At 68.9% G+C, this 23,238-nt stretch carries 24 protein-coding genes; 12 read left to right on the plus strand and 12 right to left on the minus strand.

The features are described from left to right. The first annotated feature begins 225 nt into the window (after nucleotides 1-225). Together DK368_RS17535 and DK368_RS17540 are read left to right on the plus strand one after the other, a co-directional pair. Nucleotides 226-588 (plus strand): hypothetical protein, encoded by a 363-nt coding sequence (locus DK368_RS17535; protein ID WP_114395276.1) that lies wholly within the window; start codon nucleotides 226-228, stop codon nucleotides 586-588. Between the two features lie 389 nt (nucleotides 589-977). After that, nucleotides 978-1,640 carry a TerC family protein gene (locus tag DK368_RS17540; protein ID WP_114395277.1) on the plus strand — a complete coding sequence of 221 codons (663 nt, stop codon included), beginning with the start codon at nucleotides 978-980 and terminating at the stop codon, nucleotides 1,638-1,640. A gap of 77 nt (nucleotides 1,641-1,717) precedes the next feature. On the opposite strand, the gene DK368_RS17545 is transcribed toward DK368_RS17540, so the two are convergent. Continuing rightward, the gene (locus tag DK368_RS17545) at nucleotides 1,718-2,587 is read right to left on the minus strand and encodes a LysR family transcriptional regulator (protein WP_114395278.1); all 870 of its coding nucleotides are present in this window, start codon (nucleotides 2,585-2,587) and stop codon (nucleotides 1,718-1,720) included. A gap of 92 nt (nucleotides 2,588-2,679) precedes the next feature. Between DK368_RS17545 and bla the strand changes: the two genes are divergently transcribed. Together bla and DK368_RS21760 are read left to right on the plus strand one after the other, a co-directional pair. Continuing rightward, on the plus strand, nucleotides 2,680-3,621 hold the full coding sequence (gene bla / locus DK368_RS17550) for a class A beta-lactamase (protein ID WP_205028277.1): 942 nt from the start codon (nucleotides 2,680-2,682) through the stop codon (nucleotides 3,619-3,621). A gap of 63 nt (nucleotides 3,622-3,684) precedes the next feature. Then, a complete protein-coding gene (locus DK368_RS21760) occupies nucleotides 3,685-4,257 on the plus strand; it encodes a hypothetical protein (RefSeq protein ID WP_193552313.1) in 573 nt (190 codons plus the stop codon). Here DK368_RS21760 and DK368_RS17560 read toward each other — a convergent pair. After that, on the minus strand, nucleotides 4,200-5,210 hold the full coding sequence (locus DK368_RS17560) for an aldo/keto reductase (protein WP_114395279.1): 1,011 nt from the start codon (nucleotides 5,208-5,210) through the stop codon (nucleotides 4,200-4,202). The two genes, DK368_RS21760 and DK368_RS17560, sit on opposite strands and share 58 nt — an antisense overlap. Nucleotides 5,211-5,338: 128 nt before the next feature. Between DK368_RS17560 and DK368_RS17565 the strand changes: the two genes are divergently transcribed. Further along, on the plus strand, nucleotides 5,339-6,274 hold the full coding sequence (locus tag DK368_RS17565; protein ID WP_114395280.1) for a LysR family transcriptional regulator: 936 nt from the start codon (nucleotides 5,339-5,341) through the stop codon (nucleotides 6,272-6,274). A gap of 81 nt (nucleotides 6,275-6,355) precedes the next feature. Here DK368_RS17565 and DK368_RS17570 read toward each other — a convergent pair whose 3' ends face one another. Then, complete coding sequence (locus DK368_RS17570; RefSeq protein WP_114395281.1) at nucleotides 6,356-7,249, minus strand: LysR family transcriptional regulator; 894 nt, start codon at nucleotides 7,247-7,249, stop codon at nucleotides 6,356-6,358. A gap of 103 nt (nucleotides 7,250-7,352) precedes the next feature. Here DK368_RS17570 and DK368_RS17575 point away from each other — a divergent pair, with 103 nt between their 5' ends. Beyond that, nucleotides 7,353-8,372 (plus strand): NAD-dependent epimerase/dehydratase family protein, encoded by a 1,020-nt coding sequence (locus tag DK368_RS17575; protein ID WP_114395282.1) that lies wholly within the window; start codon nucleotides 7,353-7,355, stop codon nucleotides 8,370-8,372. Here the strand turns inward: DK368_RS17575 and DK368_RS17580 are convergent. Further along, a complete protein-coding gene (locus DK368_RS17580) occupies nucleotides 8,337-9,059 on the minus strand; it encodes an HAD family hydrolase (RefSeq protein ID WP_114395283.1) in 723 nt (240 codons plus the stop codon). The two genes, DK368_RS17575 and DK368_RS17580, sit on opposite strands and share 36 nt — an antisense overlap. Nucleotides 9,060-9,243: 184 nt before the next feature. Between DK368_RS17580 and DK368_RS17585 the strand changes: the two genes are divergently transcribed. After that, a complete protein-coding gene (locus tag DK368_RS17585; protein ID WP_114395284.1) occupies nucleotides 9,244-12,549 on the plus strand; it encodes an amidohydrolase family protein in 3,306 nt (1,101 codons plus the stop codon). Nucleotides 12,550-12,654: 105 nt separating this feature from the next. After that, nucleotides 12,655-13,224, plus strand: a complete 570-nt coding sequence (locus DK368_RS17590) for a hypothetical protein (RefSeq protein ID WP_114395285.1) — start codon at nucleotides 12,655-12,657, stop codon at nucleotides 13,222-13,224. Between the two features lie 37 nt (nucleotides 13,225-13,261). Here the strand turns inward: DK368_RS17590 and DK368_RS17595 are convergent, their stop codons facing one another. From DK368_RS17595 to fliF, 8 genes are all read right to left on the minus strand, one after another. Then, on the minus strand, nucleotides 13,262-13,498 hold the full coding sequence (locus DK368_RS17595) for a hypothetical protein (protein ID WP_114395286.1): 237 nt from the start codon (nucleotides 13,496-13,498) through the stop codon (nucleotides 13,262-13,264). 97 nt (nucleotides 13,499-13,595) lie between these two features. Further along, nucleotides 13,596-15,089, minus strand: coding sequence for a hypothetical protein (locus DK368_RS17600; RefSeq protein WP_114395287.1), 1,494 nt, complete (start codon nucleotides 15,087-15,089; stop codon nucleotides 13,596-13,598). 24 nt (nucleotides 15,090-15,113) lie between these two features. Beyond that, a complete protein-coding gene (locus DK368_RS17605; RefSeq protein ID WP_114395288.1) occupies nucleotides 15,114-16,136 on the minus strand; it encodes a flagellar motor switch protein FliG in 1,023 nt (340 codons plus the stop codon). 20 nt (nucleotides 16,137-16,156) lie between these two features. After that, entirely contained in the window at nucleotides 16,157-16,492 is a 336-nt protein-coding gene (locus DK368_RS17610) for an EscU/YscU/HrcU family type III secretion system export apparatus switch protein (RefSeq protein ID WP_114395289.1), read from the minus strand. Next, complete coding sequence (fliP, locus tag DK368_RS17615; RefSeq protein ID WP_240002555.1) at nucleotides 16,489-17,283, minus strand: flagellar type III secretion system pore protein FliP; 795 nt, start codon at nucleotides 17,281-17,283, stop codon at nucleotides 16,489-16,491. The genes DK368_RS17610 and fliP overlap by 4 nt, the downstream gene beginning before the upstream one ends. Nucleotides 17,284-17,339: 56 nt before the next feature. Then, nucleotides 17,340-17,675 (minus strand): flagellar motor switch protein FliN, encoded by a 336-nt coding sequence (gene fliN / locus DK368_RS17620; RefSeq protein WP_114395290.1) that lies wholly within the window; start codon nucleotides 17,673-17,675, stop codon nucleotides 17,340-17,342. Between the two features lie 46 nt (nucleotides 17,676-17,721). Continuing rightward, entirely contained in the window at nucleotides 17,722-18,393 is a 672-nt protein-coding gene (locus DK368_RS17625) for a FliH/SctL family protein (RefSeq protein ID WP_155524618.1), read from the minus strand. After that, nucleotides 18,390-20,090, minus strand: coding sequence for a flagellar basal-body MS-ring/collar protein FliF (fliF, locus tag DK368_RS17630; protein WP_155524619.1), 1,701 nt, complete (start codon nucleotides 20,088-20,090; stop codon nucleotides 18,390-18,392). The genes DK368_RS17625 and fliF overlap by 4 nt, the downstream gene beginning before the upstream one ends. A 215-nt stretch (nucleotides 20,091-20,305) precedes the next feature. On the opposite strand from fliF, the gene DK368_RS17635 reads away from it, so the two are divergent. The 4 genes from DK368_RS17635 to DK368_RS17650 are packed head-to-tail and all read left to right on the plus strand — an operon-like array spanning nucleotide 20,306 to nucleotide 23,114. Then, on the plus strand, nucleotides 20,306-20,755 hold the full coding sequence (locus DK368_RS17635) for a flagellar basal body-associated FliL family protein (protein WP_162306083.1): 450 nt from the start codon (nucleotides 20,306-20,308) through the stop codon (nucleotides 20,753-20,755). 23 nt (nucleotides 20,756-20,778) lie between these two features. After that, nucleotides 20,779-21,846 carry a flagellar motor switch protein FliM gene (gene fliM / locus DK368_RS17640; protein ID WP_240002551.1) on the plus strand — a complete coding sequence of 356 codons (1,068 nt, stop codon included), beginning with the start codon at nucleotides 20,779-20,781 and terminating at the stop codon, nucleotides 21,844-21,846. After that, nucleotides 21,827-22,378, plus strand: a complete 552-nt coding sequence (locus tag DK368_RS17645) for a DUF6468 domain-containing protein (RefSeq protein ID WP_114395294.1) — start codon at nucleotides 21,827-21,829, stop codon at nucleotides 22,376-22,378. The genes fliM and DK368_RS17645 overlap by 20 nt, the downstream gene beginning before the upstream one ends. Continuing rightward, nucleotides 22,368-23,114 carry a MotE family protein gene (locus DK368_RS17650; RefSeq protein WP_114395295.1) on the plus strand — a complete coding sequence of 249 codons (747 nt, stop codon included), beginning with the start codon at nucleotides 22,368-22,370 and terminating at the stop codon, nucleotides 23,112-23,114. Before DK368_RS17645 ends, DK368_RS17650 begins: the two co-directional genes overlap by 11 nt. Nucleotides 23,115-23,238 lie beyond the last annotated feature (124 nt).

Genomic DNA, 23,238 nt, shown 5'->3' on the forward strand with positions numbered 1-23,238 from the left:
CGCATTTCCCGATCCGGGCCGGCAGTCCCGTCACAGTAAAGATGACTGCCGGCCTGGGTAGGTGAACGACTGTTCGACAGTTTCTTTCTATTGGGCCATAGACTGGACCTGTGATTTTCTTCACACTTGCTTGAAACACATGGGTGCCGCAGCAAAATGTCTCATGTTGCGGCGCAACAATTCAGCCATATAAAGGGCAACCATCATCCCGATAGGATTGCCCCGATGCGTTTCCATCGCCTTGCCGCCCTGGCTGCCGCCGGGCTGATCACCGCCGCTGCCGGGACCGCCCCAGGGACCGCCGCGGCCGCCACCGCCGAACTGCGCGAGAACCAGGCGCACACGGTGCAGCTGGATGGCCGGACCGCCGTCATCTATTTCACCCGCACGGGCGACGACTTCACCGTGGTGACCACCGCTGCCAATGAAACCGGCGCCGCTGCACTGCGCACCATCCACACGCTGAAGGACGGCGAGAGTGTCGCCGTGCAGCTGTCCTCGGGCGTGCCCACCGCCACCCGCCTGGACCTGACCCGCACCGGCACCACCCTGTCCGTCGACCAGATCGTCCAGGTTGCCGCCCGCTGAGTCTTTCTGCCGGCCCTCCATTGGTGGCTCCAATCTGACGCCCTGCCCCACCTCCGGGGGCGGGGCGTCTGTCTCTGGCGGCCATGCCGGCGGGCGTGGCGGACAACGCCGGCCTGCCTTGCAGGAGCCGAGCCGGCGCGCCGCATGTTCCGCTTTGACGTGAGCACGATTTTGCATGATGGTGCCGGCGTGCCAGGCCGGGCCCCTCTGGCAGTCCTTTCGGGCTGCGATGTCGGACTGGACAGTCGTGGAGTGGCCCTGTCCGCGTTCCCGTCCGACCCTCCCGCGGCCGGCCAGCCTGCCTGAAGCCAGCGGCGGTGCCGATGCGTGGCGGGTGGCGTGGGCGTGCCATCTCCGCGTCGGCGAACGCAGGATACAAGGCACAGCCCATGACCGAATTTTTCACCTCCGAAGCCCTGACCGCCCTGCTCCAGGTCGTCATGATCGATCTGGTGCTGGCCGGCGACAATGCCATCGTCATCGGCCTCGCCGCCGCCGGCCTTCCGAAGGAACAGCGGGCCAAGGCCATCCTGGTCGGCATCCTGGCCGCCACGGTGCTGCGCATCGCCTTCGCCGCCGTCACCACGCAGCTGTTGCAGATCGTGGGCCTGCTGCTGGCCGGCGGCATCCTGCTGCTGTGGGTCTGCTGGAAGATGTGGCGCGAGCTGCGCACCTCCCGCGAGGAGGAGCTGGAGGCGGTCGAGGCCATCGAGAACCAGGATCTCAATGCCGACGGCAGCGTGGCCGGCCATGCGCGGCGCAAGAGCTTCGCCCAGGCCGCGTGGCAGATCGTCATCGCCGACGTCTCCATGTCGCTGGACAATGTGCTGGCCGTGGCCGGTGCCGCACGCGAGCATCCGGCCGTGCTGGTCATCGGCCTGGGCCTGTCCATCGCGCTGATGGGTCTGGCCGCCAGCTTCATCGCCCGCCTGTTGCAGCGTTACCATTGGATTGCCTATGTCGGCCTGGCGGTGATCCTCTATGTGGCCGTGGAGATGATCTATCGCGGCACGCTCGAAGTCTGGCCCCTGGTCAACGGCGCCGCCGGCTGATCCCGTGTCGGACCGGGCTGCGGGGAAGAGGCACATCCTTCCCCCAACCCGGCGGCGGGGATGGTTCCTGCGCGTTGTCAGCCCCCGGCCTGCCGAAGCAGCCAGTCCGTGAAAGCCTGCTGCGCCGGACCGGGATTGCGGGATTTCAGCCAGGTCAGCCAGTAGCGCCCGCTGCCCACACCGACCGGAAAAGGCTGGACCAGCTGTCCCTGTTCCAGCAGCCGGGAGAACATCAGCACCGGCGCCAGTGCCACGCCATGGCCCTGCAGCGCGGCCTCCACCATGACCCACGAGGAATCAAAGACCGGACCGCGGATCGGCGGACAATCGCAGCCCGCCGCCGCGAACCAGCCCGGCCACTCGTCGGCACGGTAGGAGCGCAACAGCCGCTCCCCCGCCAGATCCTGCGGCGTTCGCAGACGGGCGGCCAAGGCCGGCGTGCAGAGCGGTGCCAGCGGCGCCTCCAGCAGCGGCACCGCTTCCGTGCCATGCCAGGCGCCGTCGCCGAAGCGGATGGCGCAATCCAGCCCCTCCGCCGCCAGATCGACCCGGTTGTTGTTGGTGGACAGCCGCAGATCGACGAAGGGATGCTCCTCCTCGAACGCCGCCAACCGCGGCAGCAGCCAGCCGGCGGCGAAGGTGCCGACCACGCCGACCGCCAGCACCTGGCGCACACGCCCGCCGTCGAAGCGCTGCAGCAGATGGCCGATACGGTCGAAACTCGCCCGCAGCCCGGGCAGCAACGTCAGCCCCTCGTCGGTCAGCGCCAATCCCCGCGGCAGCCGCTGGAACAGCCGCACCCCAAGCCGCGCCTCCAGCGCCTTGACCTGATGGCTGACCGCCGCCTGGGTCACGCACAGCTCGATGGCGGCGCGGGTGAAGCTGAGATGCCGGGCCGACGCCTCGAAAGCCCGGAGCGCGTTGAGCGGAAGGTAAGGGCGGGTCATGGCCTAGATTTCTTAATGGCTCGGCCGACGTAACATGGTTTGCCGCCCTCCGGCCAGACCCCGTAGCGTGCGGATCAAGCAACCGGGAACCCATGATGATCACACGCCGCACCATCCTGCACAGCCTGGCCTTCGCCGTTGCCGCCGGCAGCACCACCCTGCTGGGGGCCGCAGCATCCAGGGCCGCAACAAGGACCACGGCCACCGCGGCCGCCCGGCCCGGCCGTCTGGCGGCCATAAGATCCGCTATCGCCGATCTGGAAACCAGAAGCGGCGGCCGCCTGGGAGTCGCCGTGCGCGACATGTCCAGTGGCGAGGCCGTGGACTGGCGCGGGGAGGAACGGTTCCCGTTGTGCAGCACCTTCAAGCTGCCGGCGACGGCCCTGGTCCTGTCCCGTGTCGACCGTGGACAGGAACGGCTGGACCGGATCGTGCCCTATGGCACCGCGGACCTGATCGACTATTCCCCGGTGACGGCGCCCCATGCCGGCACGGGCTTGTCCATGGAGGCCCTGTGCCAGGGTGCCATGATCCTCAGCGACAACACCGCCGCCAACCTGATGCTGGACAGTTTCGGCGGTCCCGCCGCCCTGACCGCCTTCCTCCGTGACCTGGGCGATGGCGTCACCCGTATCGACCGGCGCGAACCGGAGGTCAACATCGTGCCACCGGGAGAGGTGCGCGACACCACCAGCCCGCTGGCCATGCTGCACACGCTGGAACGGCTGACCCTGGGCGACAGCCTGTCCCCCACCAGCCGCGCCCGGCTGGTGGGCTGGCTGATCGACAACCGCACCGGCGACAAGCGGCTGCGCGCCGGACTGCCGGCGGGCTGGCGTGCCGGGGACAAGACGGGCAGCTGGGACTCCGGCCAGGGCAAGGGCACCGCCAACGACGTGGCCATCCTCTGGCCGCCCGGCGGCGGCCCGCTGCTGGTGACCGCCTATCTGACCGAGGCACCGGGCGGGAATGACGGACGCAACCGCATCCTGGCCGCGGTCGGGCGGCTGGTAGCGGGAGGCTGGCAGGGCTGACGCCGGCAACAGGCAGGCCGCCGCGCTGTTGCCCTCCCAACGGACAGCGCAGAGGGGGCTTGCGTGGACAAGACGGACAAGGGGCGACCGATCCGGGCCGCAGACCTGCTGGCCGGGGCCGCTGGGGGCTTCGCCGCCACCCTGCCCATGACCCTGGCCATGACGGCGCTACACGCCCGGCTGCCGCCGGACCGGCGCCAACCGCTGCCACCGCGCCCGCTGACGCGGCAGGTGCTGCGCCGGGCCCATCTGCCCTGGCCGGAAGCGGAACCGCTCCGCAAGGGCCTGACTTTGGGCGCCCATTTCGGGTTCGGGGCCGCTTCAGGCGCCCTGTACCCCGCTCTGCGGCGGGTCCTGGGTCCCGGCGTCGGGACCGGCATGCTGCACGGCATGGCGGTCTGGGCCGGCAGCTATCTGGGCTGGGTCCCGGCCACCCGGCTGCTGCCCCCGGCCACACGCCATCCGCGGGAACGGGTGGCGCTGATGGTGGCGGCCCATCTGGCCTGGGGGGGCCGCCACCGCCCTGGTCAGCGACGCACTGTCCGCACCGGAGGAGTCCGGGTAAGCCGGCCGGTGACTCAGCGCCCCGTGCCCGACCGCTCGCTGTCGAGATGGGCCAGCTGCGCCTCGTTGTAGCGCCCGCCCTTGGCCACACCCGGTGCGAAGATGCGGTTCAGCTCGTCCAGCTCCGCTTGCGGCAGGGCCACGTCCTGGGCGCCCAGCGCCTCGGCCAGCCGGTCGCGGCGGCGGGCGCCGACCAGGGGCACGATGTCCTGGCCCTGGGCCGCCACCCAGGCGATGGCCAGTTGCGCCGGCGTGGCCCCCAGCCGCGCGGCCATGGTGCGCAGATGCTCCACCAGCGCCAGATTGGCATCCAGGTTGCCGCCCTGGAAGCGCGGACTGTGACGGCGGAAGTCCTGGCCGCCGGCCGCGGACTGCGGGGTCCAATGGCCGCTGATGAGGCCGCGGGACAGCACGCCATAGGCGGTGATGCCGATGCCGAGGTCGCGGCAGACCGGCAGGATCTCCGCTTCGATCCCGCGGGAGATCAGGGAATATTCGATCTGCAGGTCACTGATGGGGTGCACGGCGGCGGCGCGGCGCAACGTGGCGGCTCCGACCTCGGACAGGCCGATCTGGCGGATATAGCCGGCCTGCACCAGATCGGCCAGGACCCCCACCGTCTCCTCGATCGGCACAGCGGGGTCGAGACGGGAGGGCCGGTAGATGTCGATATGGTCCACCCCCAGCCGGCGCAGGCTGTAGGTCAGGAAGTTCTTCAGCGCCACCGGCCGGCTGTCATAGCCGTTCCAGCCCATGGCCGGATCACGCAGGGCGCCGAACTTGACGCTGATCAGCACACGGTCGCGGTCACGGCCTGCCAGGGCCTGCCGGATCAGCATCTCGTTATGGCCCATGCCATAAAAATCGCCGGTGTCGAGCAGGGTGATGCCCGCCTCCAGCGCGGCATGGATGGTGGCGATGCTCTCCGCCTCGTCGGCGGGGCCGTAGAAATCGGACATGCCCATGCAGCCGAGGCCGATCATGGCCGTGGTGGGGCCGGCAGCCCCCAGGCGACGCTGTTCCATGCTTCAGGGTCCTTCCGTGACAACGCTTCCAGGGCAGATCGTCCTCTGCCGTGCCGGAACACTCTGGCGCATCGGCAAGCATGCGATAAGCTGGACAGTCCCACATGGGCTGTTCGGAAAAATGAACAATGGACGAACCGGATCTGCGCGACCTCCAGGCCTTCGCGGTGCTGGCACGGCATCGCAACTTCCGGCGCGCGGCGCAGGAACTGGGTATTTCCACCTCCAGCCTCAGCCAGCGGCTGCGGGACCTGGAACAGGCGTTGGGTGTGCGACTGCTGAACCGCACGACACGCAGCGTGGCGCCCACGGAACTGGGGACGGCATTGCTGGACCGGCTCGGCCCCGCCCTCGACAGGATCGCCGATGCCGTTCGCACGGTGCAGGGACAGCGGGCACAGCCGGCCGGCCGGCTGCGCATCACTGCGCCGGCGCCGGCGGCGCATCTGGTGTTGGCGCCAATGATCGCCCCGTTCCTCATGCGTTATCCCGACATCGCCCTGGACCTTGTGGTGGATGCCAGCTTCGTGGACATCGTCGCCGCCGGCTTCGATGCCGGCATCCGCTACGAGGAACATCTGGCGCAGGACATGATCGCGGTGCCGCTGGGGCCGCCCCAACGCTATGTGCTGGTGGCGTCCCCGGACCTGCTGGCCCGCAGCCGCGTCCCCCGCCATCCGCGGGATCTGCTGGAGGTTCCGACCATCAGCGGGCGCTTTCCCAGCGGCCAGGAATTCCCCTGGGAGTTCGAGCGGGGGACGGAGCGGGTCCGTATCATGCCGCGCGGGCCGCTGAAGGTGCTCGACATCCGCGTGCAGCTGCGGGCGGCGCTGGACGGGCTGGGTTTCCTGGTCACCTTCGACGGCTATGCAGGGGATGCGATCGCCCGCGGATCACTGGTTCCCGTTCTGGATGACTGGCTGCCGTCCTTCCCCGGTCCCCTGCTCTATTATCCCAGCCGCCGGCAGCCACCGCCGCCGCTGGCCGCCTTCCTGGACTTCCTGCGGGATTGGCGGCGCATGCCGCAGCCGTGCGAACGGACCATGGCGCGACCACCGGCGTGACAAGACAGGGAAGCCGGCCCTCATCGGCACTGCCTGTCGGGACCACCCTGCCCCCTCCGCCCGGCTTCGATCCAGACCGGTTCAGCGCTCCACATGACTGCGGAGGCCGTCGACCAGACCATCGAAGACAGCGCGGCAGCGCGGGGCGCTGCGCAGGTCCGAATGCATGACGATCCAGGTACCGAGCCGCAATTCAACATAAGCGGGCAGCACGCGCACCAAGTCGGGCGTGCGCCGGGCGAGAGGAACCTGGCAGAAGCCGATGCCGAATCCGGCCCGAATGGCGGCCAGTTGCGCCACGTCGCTGTCGGCACGAAGCGCATATCGCAGCTGTGCCACGGCCGGCAGTCTTTCCCGCATGGCCCGGATGGCTGGCGTCTCCCGGTCGAATCCGATGACCGTATGGTCGGCCAGATCCTCCGGCTGCTGCGGCACGCCGCAGCGCATAAGATAGGTTTGATGGGCATAGAGGCCGACCGGGATCTCGCCCAGCCTGCGCACCAGCAAGGCCTCCTGGCGCGGTTCCACCATGCGCACGGCAATATCCGCCTGCTGCCGCAGCAGGTCATCCACGGCATTGGACAGCACCAGTTCGATCTCCAGCGCCGGATGGCGGACACGCAGGCCGGCCAGGATCGGTGGCAGCACCTCGACTCCGACCACCTCGCTGGCTGTCAGCCGCACCGTGCCGCGCACCCCCTGCCCCTGTCCCGAGGCCATGCGCAGCAGGGCCTCCGCCGTTGCGGCCATGGCCTCAGCCTGGGGGCGCAGCGCCTCGGCCAGTGCGGTGGGCGTCAGGCCAAGAGGGGAGCGCAGGAACAGTGGAGCGCCGAGGGACGCCTCCAGCGCTTCCACCTGCCGCCCCACCGTGGGCTGGGTGAGGCCCAGCGACCGCGCCGCGGCCGAGAGCGATCCCCCGCGCAGCACGGCCAGGAAGGTGCGGTAAAGGTCCCAGTCGGGTTCAGACAGCTTCATTGATTTTCGTATAGCACATCAAGATCTTTAGCGAATTCTATTTATACAGCCTCCGGTCCATGGTTCCGCAGACACAAGACTGATACGGAAACCGGAGGATCTGATGACAGGAAAGCGGACAGCCCTGGTGCTGGGCGCCACGGGCGGAATCGGCAGCGCGGTGACCACGCGGCTGCTGGCCGATGGCTGGACGGTGAGAGCCATGCACCGCCATGCCGCGGTACAGTCCGGACGGCGGGGCGACACCGGCGGCGCCCTCTGGGTCCAGGGCGATGCGATGCAGGCCGAAGATGTGCGGCAGGCCGCGGACGGCGTCTCGCTGCTGGTCCATGCCGTCAACCCCCCGGCCTATCGCCACTGGGACCGGCTTGTGCTGCCCATGCTTGACAACAGCATCGCCGCCGCCCGTGCCGCTGGCGCCCGCCTGCTGCTGCCAGGGACGGTCTATAATTACGGTCCTGACAGTTTTCCCCTCATCGCCGAAGACGCGCGGCAAGCTCCGCTGACACGCAAGGGGATGATCAGGGTCGCGATGGAACGCCGGCTGGAACAGGCGGCCGGGCGGGGCCTGCGCGTTCTGATCGTGCGGGCCGGCGATTTCTTCGGCCCCACGGCCGGCAACAGCTGGTTCTCCCAGGGGCTGGTGAAGCCGGGGCGTCCCGTCAACGCCATCACCATGCCCGGCCAGGCCGGCATCGGCCACCAATGGGCCTATCTGCCGGATCTGGCCGAGACCATGGTCCGGTTGCTGCAGCAGGACGCACGACTGGACGGCTTTGCCCGCTTCCATTTCGGCGGCCATTGGGACCCGGACGGTCTGGCGATGATCCAGGCCATCCGCCGCGTCGTCGCATGCGAGGGCGGCAGGCCCGACGTGCCGTTGCGCCGCCTGCCCTGGACCCTGCTGCGCCTGATCAGCCCGGTGGTCCCGCTGTGCCGCGAATTGGTGGAGATGCGCTATCTCTGGTCCGTGCCGGTGCAGGTGGACAACCGCCGTCTGACCGCTTTCCTGGGGACGGAGCCGCATACGCCTCTGGACCAGGCGGTGCGGACGACCCTGGCCGGGCTGGGGTGCCTGCCGCCGGTGTCACAGCCCCAGCAGGTCGGGCAGGTCCCGCAGTGAGTCCAGGGTGGCGAAACCGTCGGTCGGGGCTTCGTCCACCACCTCGTGGGCCCAGGTCAGGGCATAGGGCACATGCACGGCACGGCCACCCAGGGCCAGCACCGGCAGCACGTCGGAGCGCAGGGAATTGCCGGCCATCAGGAAATCGCGCGGTGGTATGCCGTTGCGCTCCAGCAGCCGGCCATAGGTGTCGGGGTCCTTTTCCGACACGATCTCGACATGCTGGAACAGGTCGGCCAGACCGGACCGGGCGATCTTGCTCTCCTGGTCGAACAGGTCGCCCTTGGTGATGATCCAGAGCGGCAGTCCGGCGGCGCGCAGCCGGTCCACCGCTTCCCGCACCCCGTCCAGCAGTTCCACCGGATGCGCCAGCATGGCCCGGCCCAGATCCAGGATCTCTTGGATCTCCGCGGCGGGAATGCGGCCGCCCGTCACAGCGATGGCCGTTTCCACCATGGACAGGGTGAAGCCCTTGACGCCATAGCCGTAGGCCGAGAGGTTCCGCCGCTCCGTCGCCAGCAGCAGGGCATCGACCTCCGCCGCCGGCAGGTCCACATGCCGCCCCAGCAGGTCGCGGAACCGGTCGTGGGAGGCGGCGAACGCCGTCTCGTTGTGCCAGAGGGTGTCGTCCCCATCCAGCGCCACCACCGCCGGCAGCCGGCTCCATCCCTGTGTCGATCCCTGCATCCTTCCCTCCATGACCGGGGCGTTTTCTGCCATGCCCGGCGTGGGCATGCAGCGGAAAAAAGGCGGACGGAGCGTGGACGGCCCCCCGATCGGTTACCGCTGCTGGTTTTTGCTGCAACCGGCGGCGCCGACGGGCTAGGTTGGCCCCAGTCAATGGCGCTACAGACGCCTCCGGGAGAGCTTCATGAAGGTTTTGCAGCTTGCGGTCCTGACCGCCCTTGCCCTGACCCTGCCGACTCTGGCCCAGCCGACCCCGGCCTCTGCCGCCGAGGATGCCGGCAAACCGGCGGACACGCCCAAATGGAACGTCGCCACCCCGCCCGGCCCGAAGACGGAGGTCCCGATCGACGTCAGCAGCGGCACCTGGATGTCGCTCGACATCAGCCCCGACGGCAAGGAGATCATCTTCGACCTGCTGGGCGACCTCTACACGGTGCCGGTGGGTGGTGGCGAGGCCAAGGCGCTGACGACCGGGATGGAGTGGGACATGCAGCCCCGCTATTCCCCCAACGGCCGCTGGATCGCCTTCACCAGCGACCGCGGCGGCGGCGACAACATCTGGATCATGGACCGCGACGGCGGCAACCCGCGTCAGGTGACCAAGGAGAGCTTCCGCCTGCTGAACCAGCCGGCCTGGTCGCCGGACAGCGACTATATCGTCGCCCGCAAGCATTTCACCTCCACCCGCTCGCTGGGCGCCGGCGAGATGTGGCTCTACCACCGCAGCGGCGGCGACGGGCTGCAGCTGACCAAGCGCCGTACCGAACAGAAGGATTCGGGCGAGCCCGCCTTCTCCCCCGACGGGCGCTATGTCTATTTCAGCGACGACACCACGCCGGGGGAGGTGTTCGAGTACAGCAAGGACCCCAACACCCAGATCTATGCCATCCAGCGGCTGGACCGGGAGACGGGGGAACTGGAACCCTTCGTCACTGGCCCCGGCGGCTCCATCCGCCCGACCCCGTCGCCGGACGGCAAGTCCCTGGCCTTCATCCGCCGCGTCCGTGCCAAGACCGTTCTCTATGTGCTGGATCTGGAATCCGGGCGCGAGACGCCGCTGTTCGACGGGCTGGACCGCGACATGCAGGAGACCTGGGCCGTCCATGGCGTCTACCCCTCCATGGCCTGGACCCCGGACAACAAGTCCATCGTCTTCTGGGCCGGGGGCCATATCCGCCGCATCGACGTGGCCAGCAAGGCCGTCAGCGACATCCCCTTCCACGTCAAGGCGACCCGCAGCATCGAGCAGGCCGTCCGCTTCCCCGTGGAGGTGGCGCCGGCCGAGTTCGACGTGAAAATGCTGCGCTGGGCCAGCGTCAGCCCGCAGGGCGACAAGGTGGTGTATGAGGCGCTGGGTCAGCTCTGGATCCGCGACCTGCCCACCGGCACGCCGAAGCGCCTGACCCGGCAGACCGATCATTTCGAGCTGTATCCGGCCTGGTCGCGCGACGGCCGCTCCATCGTCTACACCACCTGGAGCGACAAGGATTTCGGCTCCGTCCGCGTGGTGCCGGCCAGCGGCGGCGACGGCAAGGTGCTGACCGACCGTCCGGGCCACTATGTCGAACCCAGCTTCTCCCCCGACGGCAGCCGCGTGGCCTTCCGTGCCATCAGCGACGGCTATCTGCGCTCGGCCATGTGGGGCCGGGAGACCGGCATCTTTGTGGTCGCCACCAAGGGCGGCAAGCCCGAGCGCGTCTCGGAAGAGGGCAGCGCGCCGAAGTTCGGTGCCCGCAACGACCGGCTGTTCTTCACCACCGGGGAAAAGGCCGACAAGGGCCAGCCGGAGAAACAGGCGCTGAAATCGATCCGTATCGACGGGCCGGGCGGCGATCATGACGAGCGCACCCATCTGGTGACCGCTGTCGCCACCGAATTCGCCGTGTCGCCGGACGGGAAATGGGTGGCCTGGACCGAGCGCTTCAACGCCTACATCGCCCCCTTCCCCGCCACCGGCAAGGCCGTGGAGATCGGCCCCGAGTCCAAGTCCCTGCCCCTGGCCCGGGTCAGCCGCGATGCCGGCGAATGGATCCACTGGTCCGGCGACAGCCGGAAACTCTGGTGGTCGCTGGGATCGCAGATCTTCTCGCGCGATCTCAAGGACAGCTTCGCCTTCGTCGACGGTGCGCCCGAGAAGCTGCCGGACGCCCCGGCCCAGGGCATCGAGATCGGCTTCCGCCAGCCCTATGACACGCCCAAGGGCCGCATCGCCCTGACCGGCGCCCGCATCGTCACCATGCGCGGCGACGAGGTGATCGAGAACGGCACCATCCTGGTCAACGGCAACCGCATCGAGCAGGTGGGACCGGCGGACGGCGTGACCGTCCCGGCCGACGCCAAACGCATCGATGCGTCCGGCAAGACCATTATTCCCGGCCTCATCGATGCCCACTGGCACGGTGCCATGGGGGCGGACGAGATCATCCCGCAGCAGAGCTGGGTGAACTACGCCTCGCTGGCCTTCGGCGTCACCACCCTGCACGACCCATCCAACGACACCAGCGAGATCTTCGCGGCGGCGGAACTGGCCAAGGCGGGCTGCATCGTCGCTCCACGCATCTTCTCCACCGGCACAATCCTCTATGGTGCCACGGCCCCGATCACGGCCAAGATCGAAAGCCTGGACGACGCCCTGTCCCATCTCCGCCGCATGAAGGCGGTCGGGGCCAACAGCGTGAAGAGCTACAACCAGCCCCGGCGCGAACAGCGGCAGCAGGTGATCGAGGCGGCACGTCAGCTGGGCATCAATGTGGTGCCGGAGGGCGGCTCGCTGTTCGAACACAACATGACCATGATCGTGGACGGCCACACCACCATCGAGCATTCCCTGCCCGTGGCCCGCATCTATGACGATGTGCGCCAGCTCTGGGGCGCGTCGCAGACCGCCTACAACCCCACCCTGGTGGTGGCCTATGGCGGCAGCTTCGGCGAGAATTACTGGTACCAGACCATGAATGTCTGGGAGCACCCGATCCTGTCAAACTATGTGCCCCGCCGCATCCTGGATGCCCGCTCGCGCCGGCGCACCATGATGCCGGAGGAGGAGCTGAACTTCACCAAGGTCGCCGCCGTGGCCAAGGAGCTGAACGATGCCGGCGTCACCGTGGAGATCGGCGCCCATGGCCAGCGCGAAGGGCTGGGTTCGCACTGGGAGATGTGGACACTCAACCTCGGCGGCTTCACGCCTCTGCAGGCGTTGCGGGCAGCGACACTGAACGGTGCAAAGGCCCTGGGCTATGACCGCGATATCGGCTCGCTGGAACCGGGCAAGCTGGCCGACATGGTGGTGCTGGATGCCAACCCTCTGGAGAACATCCGCAACACCACAAGCATCCGTTATACCGTGCTGAACGGCCGTATTTACGATACCGGAATGAACGAAGTGGCCCCGCGCGCGCTGCCGCGCCAGCCCTTCTGGTTCGAGCAGGCGGACGGGGAGGCCTGGGCCACGGGCGGCCACGGCACCGGCCACTCCCACGACGAGGATTGAGACCGCAGGCGGGCGCGGCCCGGTGCCGCGCCCACCCGCCCCGATTTACCAAGGGTTAAGCGAATTCGGGCTACCTTCAGCACCGAGGGTAGGGGGAATCCGGACGTGCGCAGCCCATTCATCGAAAAGCGGCGTCAGCTGCGTGTGCCCGTGGACAGCGGCCATGCGCTGGTCGGCAATCTGCGGCTTCCCCTGGTGAACTGGAGCCAGAACGGGCTGCTGATGCGCGCCCCCGAGGCGCCGGCGCCCCGCGGCGGACGCCTGTCCGCCCAGATCGATCTGACTTCGGCCGGCCGGCGCTTCTGTTTCCCGGCCGAGCTGCGGGTGGTGCGCTGGCAGCCCGACCATCAGGCGCTGGCCGCCAGCTATGTCTGCCTCGACGTGCCCGTCGCCCGCAGCATCGCCGGCCATTTCCAGCCGGGACCGGCGGGACGCCCGGCCTTCGTCCGGGATGCGGAACCACCGGGGCAGATCGCGGCGCCACCGGCGACGGATGTGCCCAGCGCCCAGAAGGAAATCGCGGCCTTGAAAGCCGCCTTTGCCCGGCTGTTCCACCCGGATACCGCGGCGCGCGACGAGACCTATGCCCTGCGGGTGGAACTGTTCAAGGAATTCTGGTCGGTTCTGGAACAGGCGGAGGATCGCGTCCGCAACGGTCCACCGTTGAAGCCCTGACCGGACCGGAAGCACCGGTCCGGTCAGAACAGACGGATCAGCAGCAGCCGGCGGTCTCGGCCGTCAGCAGGGTCTGGGTCAGCATGGCGCGCTGAAGGGCCGGGATGTAGCCCAGTCCCTCCGGCACATCCAGCTGATACTCCACCAGTTCGGCCCCTTCGGCCAGACAGGTCAGCATCTGGTGCAGCCGGGCCAACCCCTGTTCATCGCTGAGGGCGGCCGCCATGTCGAGGAGACGGTGCAGTTCGGTTTCAAGGGAAGCGGCCAGGGACATCCGTCTCTCCCATCGTCAGCCAGGCCCCAGCGGCCCGGCATGTGGTCTGGATTTCCCTAAAGTTTGATACGAACCGGGTTAAAGCCGCTTTAAAAAGTCATAGTCTGCGCTCGTGAATGGAACGGGCCGAGCCCGGCATCAGTTCCATCAAAAAGGGTGCCCTGCCCCAATGCAGACGCAGGCTGACGCCTGTGGAAACACCGGTAAGTGCTTGATCCAGCGCATTTTCGAATGCGGTCTGGGTCGGCGCGTCCGGAATGGCGGCCACAGCCAGATCAAGGACCAGCCGGTTCGGCATGCTCAAACCGCGGAGCTGAACCGGCCCCAGGCTGCGCAGATCCAGCCCCACCATGAAGGCCGTTCCCGTCTCCCCTGCGGTCTCATCGTGCGCGGTTTCCTGGCCTTCCCCATCAGGGTCGACCGGCACCACCAGCCCTCCCATGCTGGACAGCAGCAGCACCGACGGCGCATCCCCATCGAAGAAGGGGACCATGACGCTGGTCCAGACCGACCCGTCCGCCGTCATGCGCTGGGCCGGAACCATGGCCTCCTCGACCTCGGCCAGGGCCGCCGCCTCGCTGCGTGTCAGGTGACGCAACTGCTCCTCGCCCAGCCAGGCACGCGCGCCGCCATTGCGGGCGCCGAACAGATACAGCAGCAGTGCCGCACCCCCCAGGCGATCGGCCCGCGGCAGGAACGCAGCCATGCGGGCCAGCATGCCGGGATGGGCCAGCACCTGGGCCAGTTGCAGATCAGGGCGCAGGAGTTGGAGGTCCTGGGCCGGGGGTGTGGCATCGTCGGGCGTCGGCAGCGCCGCCATCTCCACCCCGCCGCCGCTGCCGCCGGCACGGCTGCGGATGGCGGCTTGCTGCTGCAGATCCTGCGCCCCGGTGCCGGCCCCCTTCTGGATGTCGGTGATGCCGGCGGCCGTCTGCAGGGCCGCCAGGGGGCGGGGTGTGTCCGCCTGCACGGGCGCACCGACCAGCGGCGCGACCCCGACGCGTGGCTGCATGGCCCCCGTCGTCGCCACCAGCTGCGGGCTGGCGGTCGAGGCCTGTACCGCCGTGGCTGTGGATGGCTGGGCCGAGGACAGGCTCATCTGGCCGGTCGCCACCGGTGGCCGAAGCGGCACCTGCACGGCCGGCTCCGTGCCGGCCGCGGCCAGAAAGCCGCGCAGCGCCGCCTCGGCGCCGCCCAGCGCACGGGCGGGGGACGGCGCAACGGTGGTCCGCTCCACCACACTCACGGCTGTCTGGACATTGCCGACACGGTTCCCCGGCCCGAGCGTGACCGTAACCGTGTTGCCGGCCTCCAGCTCCGATGGCCAGGCACCGGGAACCGGCTTCAGCAGGACCGTACCGAAGGTGGTGGTCAGAGGAACCTCGCCACCCGGCAGCACGCTCCCCAGCATCCCGGACACGATGGCGGTGCCGGACTGCGGCAGCTCGGCCGGACGGGACAGGATGGTCGCCTGGGTCGGCGACAGCATCGGTTTGGGCTGCGGGGAACCGGCAGCCCCCGCCGGCGCCGCCGCCCCTGCCTGCACCACGCCGCCTACGGCGCCCGGACCACCGCGCGTATCGGCGACCATCGTCTTCTGCCTCCAGAGTGGCGGTTAGTAGACCAGCATGGCGGCGGCATCGCCGTTGCGGGTGATGGTAATGGTCCCGTCGTCGGCCAGCTGCTTGGCCACGCGCAGGATGCCCAGACGCGCCTCCTCCACGTCGCGGGCACGGACGGCACCCAGCATCTCCATCTCCTCGCGCACCAGATTGCGGGCGCGTTCGGACATGTTGGCCAGGAACCGGTCCTGCAGGGTCTCCTCCAGACCCTTGAGGGCATAGGCCAGCTGGTCGCTGTCGCAGTTGCGGATGATGATCTGGATGGCCTGGGGATCGAGGCTGGCCAGATCCTCGAAGGTGAACATCAGCTGCTTGATGCGCTGCGCACTCTCGGGCAGGCGCCGCTCCAGCGGCTCCATGATCTGGTCGAACAGACCCTTGTCGGTGCGGTTGAGGATCTCGGCCATGATGGCGTGGCTGTCGTGGCCCAGCGTGCGCACATAATTGGCCATGAATTCGCTGCGCAGGGTCTTCTCCACATCCTCCAGCACATCGCGCGGCACCGCCTCCATCTTGATGATGCGGGACACGACCATCTGGATCAGGTTCGGCGGCAGCAGGCCCAGCACCTTGGCCGCGTGCTCCGGGCGGACCTTGGTCAGGACCACGGCGATGGTCTGCGGGTGCTCGTTGCGGAGATAGGTGGCCAGAACCTGCTCGTTCACATTGCTCATCTTCTCCCACATGGTGCGGCCGGCGGGCCCCCGCACGTCCGCCATGATCTCCTGCACCCGATCGCCGGTGAGGAACTTGGAGAGGAAGCGCTCGGTGGTATCGAAGGTGCCGGCCAGTTCGCCGGTGCCGGCGAAACGCTCGGTGAAATCGCGGATCAGCCGCTCCACCACCTTGCCGGAGACGGTGCCCAGGCTGGCCATGGCGTAGCTGACCTCGCGGATCTCGTCATCCTCCAGCCGCTCCATCAGGCGGGCGCCCCGCTCCTCGCCCAGCGACAGCAGGATGACGGCCGCCTTCTCCAGACCGTTGAGGCTCTTATGGTCGGTACGGACTTTCAGCATGACGGATCTCTCCGAAAGGATCAGGCGGGATCGGGGCTGGCAGCGGCCGGCGCGGCCTCCGAACCCAGCCAGTGGTTCAGGCGGTACAGGTGGCTCAGCACTTCGGCGACGGCCATGATGGCCTCGACCGGGATCTCGCTGCCCGGCTCGACGGCGGCCAGCAGGGTCGCCAGGTCGGAATCCTCGCGCACCGGGATGCCATGGGCGAAGGCCAGTGCCACGATGCGTTCGGCCACCGCACCGCGGCCGGAAGCGACGATGCGCGGCAGAGCGTCATCGCCCCGCGTGTAATGCAGGGCGGCGGCGCGGGCCAGCGGCCGGGCCGGCGGGGCGGAAGGCGGAGCGGAACCGGTCAACCGCCGCCTCCATAGCTGCGCACCAGACTCTGGGCCACCAGCAGCCAGCCATCCACCAGCACGAAGAAGATGATCTTGAAGGGCAGCGAGATCACCACCGGCGGCAGCATCATCATGCCCATGGCCATCAGCACCGCGGCCACGATCATGTCCACCACCAGGAAGGGCAGGAACAGCAGGAAGCCGATCTCGAAGGCGCGCCGCAGTTCGGAAATCACGAAGGCGGCCACCAGCGTGCGCAGGCCCGGCTCGCCGCCGGCCGTCACGGCGGGGGCGGCGGGGGCTGCCTGCTGGCCCGGGTCCGGCGCCGGCCCGACCAGGGTGGACAGGGATTGGAACACCGCCAGATCCTTGGGCCGGACATGGGCCTTCATAAAGGCACGGAACGGCTCCACCGTGCGCTCGAAGGCCTGTTCCTCGGTGATCTGGCCATCCACCAGCGGCTGCACCCCCTCGCTCCAGGCCCGGTCGAGGGTCGGCCCCATGATATAGGCGGTCAGCAGCAGGCCGAGACCCACCAGCACCATGTTGGGCGGCGTCTGCTGCAGCCCCAGCGCCGAGCGCAGCAGCGACAGCACCACGACAACGCGGGTGAAGCTGGTCACCATGACCAGCAGGCCCGGCGCCACCGACAGCACCGTGACCAGGGCCATGATCTGGACCAGACGGCCGGAGAAGGAGGCTCCGCCTGCTCCGGCATCCAGGGTGACGGACTGGGCCAGGGCCGGTCCGGCCAGCAGCAGGGCCGGCAGGGCGAACAGCAGAGCCTTGGCGACGAGGGATCGAGACAGCACAGTGACCGCACTCCGTCCTTCTGAACGGGCCTTCCGCACGGGGGCGCCGGACCTCAGATGAGGCCCAGCTCGCTCTTGACGATCTCGGTCATGGTGACACCGAGATTGCCTTCGTCGACGATGACGACCTCGCCGCGGGCAATCAGCCGGTCGTTGACATAGACATCCACAGCCTCTCCGACCTTGCGGTTCAGCTCGACCACGGCGCCGCGCCCCAGCTTGAGAAGCTGGCTGACCGGCATGGTAGTGCGGCCCAGCACCACCTGCACGTTGACCGGCACATTGAAGATGGCCTTCAGATCGTCCCGATCCTGGGCGGCCGCCTCCTCGGCGGGGGGAGCGGTCATGGTGTCGGCCTGGGGGAAATTCGCCTGCTGGGTCGTCGGCATGGGGTGGTGTCCTTCTGGTCTCGGCAGGTCTCGGGATGGGATGGGGTCAGCGGGCGTCGCGGCTGCGCACGGTCAGCCGGCTGATGGCAATGGCGACGGCGTCGCCAAGCTGGCGTTCGAGCAGGCGCGGATTGTGCTCGGCCCCGCCGGTGCTCCAGTCGGCGGCGGCCGCTCCCGCCGGCAGGCTGGCATCGCCTTTCACGCTGACGCTGCCACGGAAGCCGGCGGTGGCCGCCATGCCGTCGATCTCGGCCCGTAGCCGCTCGGCGGCGGCGGGGGCGACCCGAATCTCCAGCACCGGCTGGCCCACGGCGGCCCGCAGGGTTTCCAGCACCAGCCCGTCCAGCTCGGCATCGGCCACGGCGTCCAGCAGCGGCGGCGCCAGCTTGGCCACCAGGGCCGTGACGACACGGACGCTGTCGCGCTCCAGTCGCTGCTGGAAGCCGGCCAAGTCGGCCAGGGTGCTGCGCAGGGCCGCCTCGACGGCGGCCAGCGCCTGGGCGTGCTGGGCATCGGCGGACTGCCGGGCCGCCTGCTGACCACGATCGAAGCCGTCGCGCTCGCCCAGCTCCATGCCCTGCTTGAAGGCCCGGTCACGGACGGCCTCCAGATCCTCCTCGGTGAAGCCGCCGGTCATCACGGGATCGGGGCGGGACTTGGCCTGCGGTGGCATGTCCTCGGGGAAATGGGTGTTGAACAGGAACGGGCGCATCGTCACGAGGTCCCCTCATAGATCCAGCCCCGCAGCACGTTGACGCTGTCCTCGGGGTGCGTGTCCACCATGTTGGCCAGCCGGCGCAGCGCCGCGGCGCTGACCCCGCCCTCCACCGACCGCAGGTCGATGAGCTGGTCCATCTCCTCCTCCAGATTGCGGCCGGAGGCGTCCTCGTCGCCGGCTTCGGCCATGGCCGTGCCGGGCGCAGGCGCAACGGCCGTTCCCGGCGCCGGGGCATGCCCGATCTGGCCGACGACCGGTGGCGTGTCCGCGGTCAGCTGCGGCGCGGCGGCAGCCAGCTCGGCAGCGCCGGCGGTCGCCGGGACCGGCATCATCCGGTTCAGCAGCGGCCGCACCGCCATCACCGCCAGCAGCAGAGCCGCGATCCCGGCCACCACCCAGGGCAGGACGCCGCGCAGCAGGCCGTCGCCAGTGTCGGCAACCGCCGCCGCGGGCACCTCCGGCTCCGGCAGGAACTGGAGGTTCTCCACCGTGACCTGATCGCCGCGTGTCTCGTCGAAGCCGATGGCCGTGCGCACCACATTCTCCACCTGCTTCAGCTCAGCCTCGCTGCGGGGGCGGTACTCGCTGGCGCCATTGGCGGCCGACGCATAGACTCCGTTGACCACCACGGCCACGGCCAGCCGGCGGATCTCGCCGGCATCCTGGGTGCGCTCGCGGACACGGGAGCTGATTTCGTAGTTGGTGGTTTCCTCGTTGCGCGCCGTATCGCTGCGCGACCCGGTGGCCGACGCCGAATTCACGTTCTCCAGCGGCAGGTTCTGCTCGACCGTGGTCGGCTGCTCGCTGGTGCGGTCGGACGAGTTTTCCCGCTCCTCCACACTCTGCACCGAGCGCTCGACGCGGCCGTTGGGATCGAAGGTCTGCTCACGCAAGGTCTCACGCCCCAGATCGATCTGGGCGGCGACACGGACGCGGACATTGCCGGGACCGAACTTCGGCACCAGGATCTCTTCGATGGCGCGGGCCAGCCGCTGCTCCGTGGCCGTGCGCAGCTCCTCGGCCCGCAGCAGGGCCATGCCGTCGGTGGCGCCACCATCGGCGGCCAGGACCACGCCGGCGGCATCCATCACGGTCACCGCACCGGGACGCAGACCCGGGACGGCGGCCGCCACCAGATGTCGGACGGCCATGGCCTGGCTGCGCTCCAGCCCGGCTCCGACGGTCCGCACCACCACCGAGGCGCTTGGCGGCGCCGCATTGGGGCGGAAGGTCTCGCCATCGGGCAACGACAGATGGACCCGGGCCGACTTCACGCCGTTCAGCGTCTGGATCGTCCGCGCCAGCTCGCCCTCCATGGCCCGCAGCCGGTTCATATGCTGCATGAAGGAGGTCAGGCCGAGCGCGCCCTGGCTGTCGAACAGTTCATAACCGACGCCGCTGGCACTGGGCAGGCCCTGCTGGGCCAGCTGCATGCGGATACGGGCGATCTGCTTGGCCGGCACCCGGATGGCCCCGCCATCGCCGCTGACCTCGTGCGGCACGCCCATGGTCTGAAGCTGCCCCAGGATTCGGCCGGCCTCCGCATCATCGAGGCCGGCATAGAGCACGCCCATGGTCGGCCGCGACACGGTATAGGCCAGCAGACCCATGGCCAGCAGCACCGCCGCCGCGGTGACGCCGAGAAGCGCCAGCCGCCGCGGGCCAAGCGCCATCAGGTTCTGGAGGAGGTTCGCCACCCTGGTGCCTCGGATCTTTAACGTTTCTGGAAACCGGCCCCGGCTATGTTCGGCCCGTGACCGAAGCGCACCTTAGCCGAGCCACTTTTAACGAGCGTAAAAAACGGCGAGGCAGCAGCCCAGGAAACACACCGAAAATACTTCGGATTTTCCGGAGATGGTCTGCGGCAGGATCGGCGATGACTGACAGTACATTTGATCGTCTTGAGCAACGCTTGCCTTCTCCGCCCGAGAAGAAGAACAACCGGCGGCAATTGCTCATCATGGCCGGTGTCGCCATCGGCAGCGGCCTGGCCGGCCTGCTGGTCGGCCTGCTGACCGGCGGCTTCCACGCCACGCCCGACGTGACCCCGGAGCTGGCGGCGGCCAACCGTTTCGTGGTGCTGCCGGAACTGACGGTCAACCTGCGGTCCACCGCGTCGGCCAAGCTGATGAAGATCGGCGTGACGCTGACGGTCCCGCCGGAGCATCACCAGCGGCTGGCCGGCCTGGAACCGGTGCTGCTGGACAGTGTGCAGGAGTATGTGCGCACGCTGGATGAACATGATCTGGAAGGCCGCATCGGCCTCGACACGCTGCGGGCCGAGCTGCTGCGCCGTGTCCGCCTGCTGGCCGAGCCGACCCCGGTGGACGGCGTCCTGCTGCGTACCCTGATCCTGCAATAGCGGCCTGCAAGAGGGGATGGTCCATGAGCGATCCGAATATCGTTGACGACTCCGCGATGGATGGCCTGCTGGACGACGAGGCGGCCTGGGGCAGCATGCTGGCCGCGGAAGCGGATAAGACGTTGAGCCAGACCGAGATCGACCGGCTGTTGCAGGTGGACGACGTGGTCGGCGCACCGACGCGCAGCGTCATCGACCAGATCGTCAATTCCAGCTTCGTGAATTACGACCGGCTGCCCATGCTGGACGTGATCTTCGACCGGCTGGTGCGGCTGCTCAGCTCCAGCTTCCGTAACCTGACCTCCGGCAATGTCGAGGTGACGGCGGCGGTGCCGGATGCCGTGCGCTTCGGTGATTTCCTGTCCGGCATCCCCCTGCCCTCGCTGATCACGGTGGTCAAGGCCGAGGAATGGGACAGCAACCTGCTGCTGACCGTGGACAGCGAGCTGATCTATTCCATCGTCGACATCCTGCTGGGCGGACGCCGCAGCGAGCCGGCGCCCATCGACGGCCGGCCCTATACGGTGATCGAGCGGGCGCTGGCCGAGCGCGTCATCAAGATGGCCTTGCGCGATCTGGGGGCCGCGTTCGCCCCGCTGACCAACGTGCATTTCGTGCCGGAACGGATCGAGACCAATCCGCAGTTCGCCGCCATCGCCCGCGCCAACAACGCGGCCGTCGCCGTGACCTTCCAGGCACAGCTGGACGGACGGACCGGCAGCGTCAGCCTGCTGATCCCCTATGCCGCGCTGGAGCCGGTGCGCAATGTGCTGCTGCAGCAGTTCATGGGCGAGAAGTTCGGCCGCGACAGCATGTGGGAATCCCACCTGAAGAGCGAGCTGCGCCGCACCAATGTCGATCTGTCCGCCGTCATGGCCCAGGCGACGGTCAATCTGGCCGACATCCTGAACTGGAAGCCGGGCACCCAGCTGACGCTGGAAGTGCGGCCGGACGCGCCGGCCACCCTGACCTGCGGTCATGTGCCGATGTTCCAGGGCGAGATGGGCCAGCGCAACGGCCGTATCGCCATCCGCATCGATACCGATCTGGGCGGACAGGACGAGGTGATCCATGGCCTTCTTCAGCGTTGAGATGCTGTCGCCGCTGGTCAGCCTGACGCTGACCATGCTGTTCCTGGGCACGCTGTTCTATCTGGCGCGCCTGAACGAGCGGCTGTCGGTCATGCGCGGCGCCCAGTCGGAGCTGCGCACCGTGCTGCGGGCCTGTTCGGATTCGGTGGACGGGGCCGAACGCTCGATCATGGCTCTGCGTGCCGCCGCCCAGACCATCTCGGGCGATCTCGGCCGTTCGCTGGAAGAGGCGGAACAGCTGAAAGCGGAGATCGACCGCACCTGTGCCCTGGCCAATGCCGCCCTGGCCCGCCTGGCTGAAGGGCTGGAGCCGCCCGCCGCCCCCACAGCGATGGCCGTGCAGACCGGCGAGGCACCCCTTCCCGCGGCTGCGCCGGCGATGACGGCCGACAGGCCGCCCTTGACCGCGCCCGAGCGCGTACCGGTGGGACCGGGCCGGTCGGCCCAGCGTCAGAAACCCTCGAAGACACCCGCCGGTGATGCCGAGCGTGCCGCCCTGCGCCTGTTCCGGGAGACCATCCGTGCGCTTTGACTTCCCCTTCAAAGGCGGACTGCTGAAGCAGCCGCGGCTGCTGCCGCTGGTGATCGCAGCCTCGGCCGTCGCCGCGCCCTTCTATGCCATCGGCGTCAGTTCACCCTTCGGCGACGATGCGCGTCCGACCCAGGTCGCGGCCAACGAGGTGCTGCCCGGAGTCACGGACCTGCTGGCCGATCCGCCGGCCGGCGCCCTTCCGGCCCCGGCCTCCGCAACCCTGCCCGCCCCCCCGTCGGCCGGGGGTGGTAAGGCTCCCGCCAAACCGGTGGCCGCCGCCGGGTCCTGCGACCCGGCCCTGGCCGATATGCTGGCCGCCGAGCGCAAGGCCCTGGCCGAGCGCCAGACCGAACTGGACATGCGGGCGCAGATGCTGTCGGCCGCCGAGCAGAAGGCCAGGGAGCAGCTGGCCCGGCTGGAGCAGGCCGGCCGCGAGGTCTCGGCCCTGCTGGACCGCCGCAGCAGCATGGCCAAGGCCGATCTGCAGCGTCTGGTCACCATCTATGAGAACATGAAGCCCAAGGATGCGGCGCGGCTGCTGAACGAGGCCGACCCGCTGATCCTGGTGGACCTGATGGATCTGATGCAGGAACGCCGGTCCGCCCCCATCCTGGCCGAGATGGACCCGGTCAAGGTCAACGCCCTGACCCGGACCATGGCCGAGCGCCGGGTCCTCCCGGCCGACCGGCCACCCCAGAAGCCCAAGACCCAGACGGCCAGCCTGCCGGCACGCTGAGACTGGTGCCACCCACACGGACGGGTTCTCCCACACCCCACAAGGGCCGCCATGGAGCGGCCCTTTTCCCGTGGGACCTTTGCCGGCACAGAGATACCAGCCCGCCGCACGGGTCGATCAGCGG

Origin of the sequence: Oleisolibacter albus (genome assembly GCF_003336875.1) — a bacterium.
GTDB lineage: Bacteria > Pseudomonadota > Alphaproteobacteria > Azospirillales > Azospirillaceae > Niveispirillum > Niveispirillum album.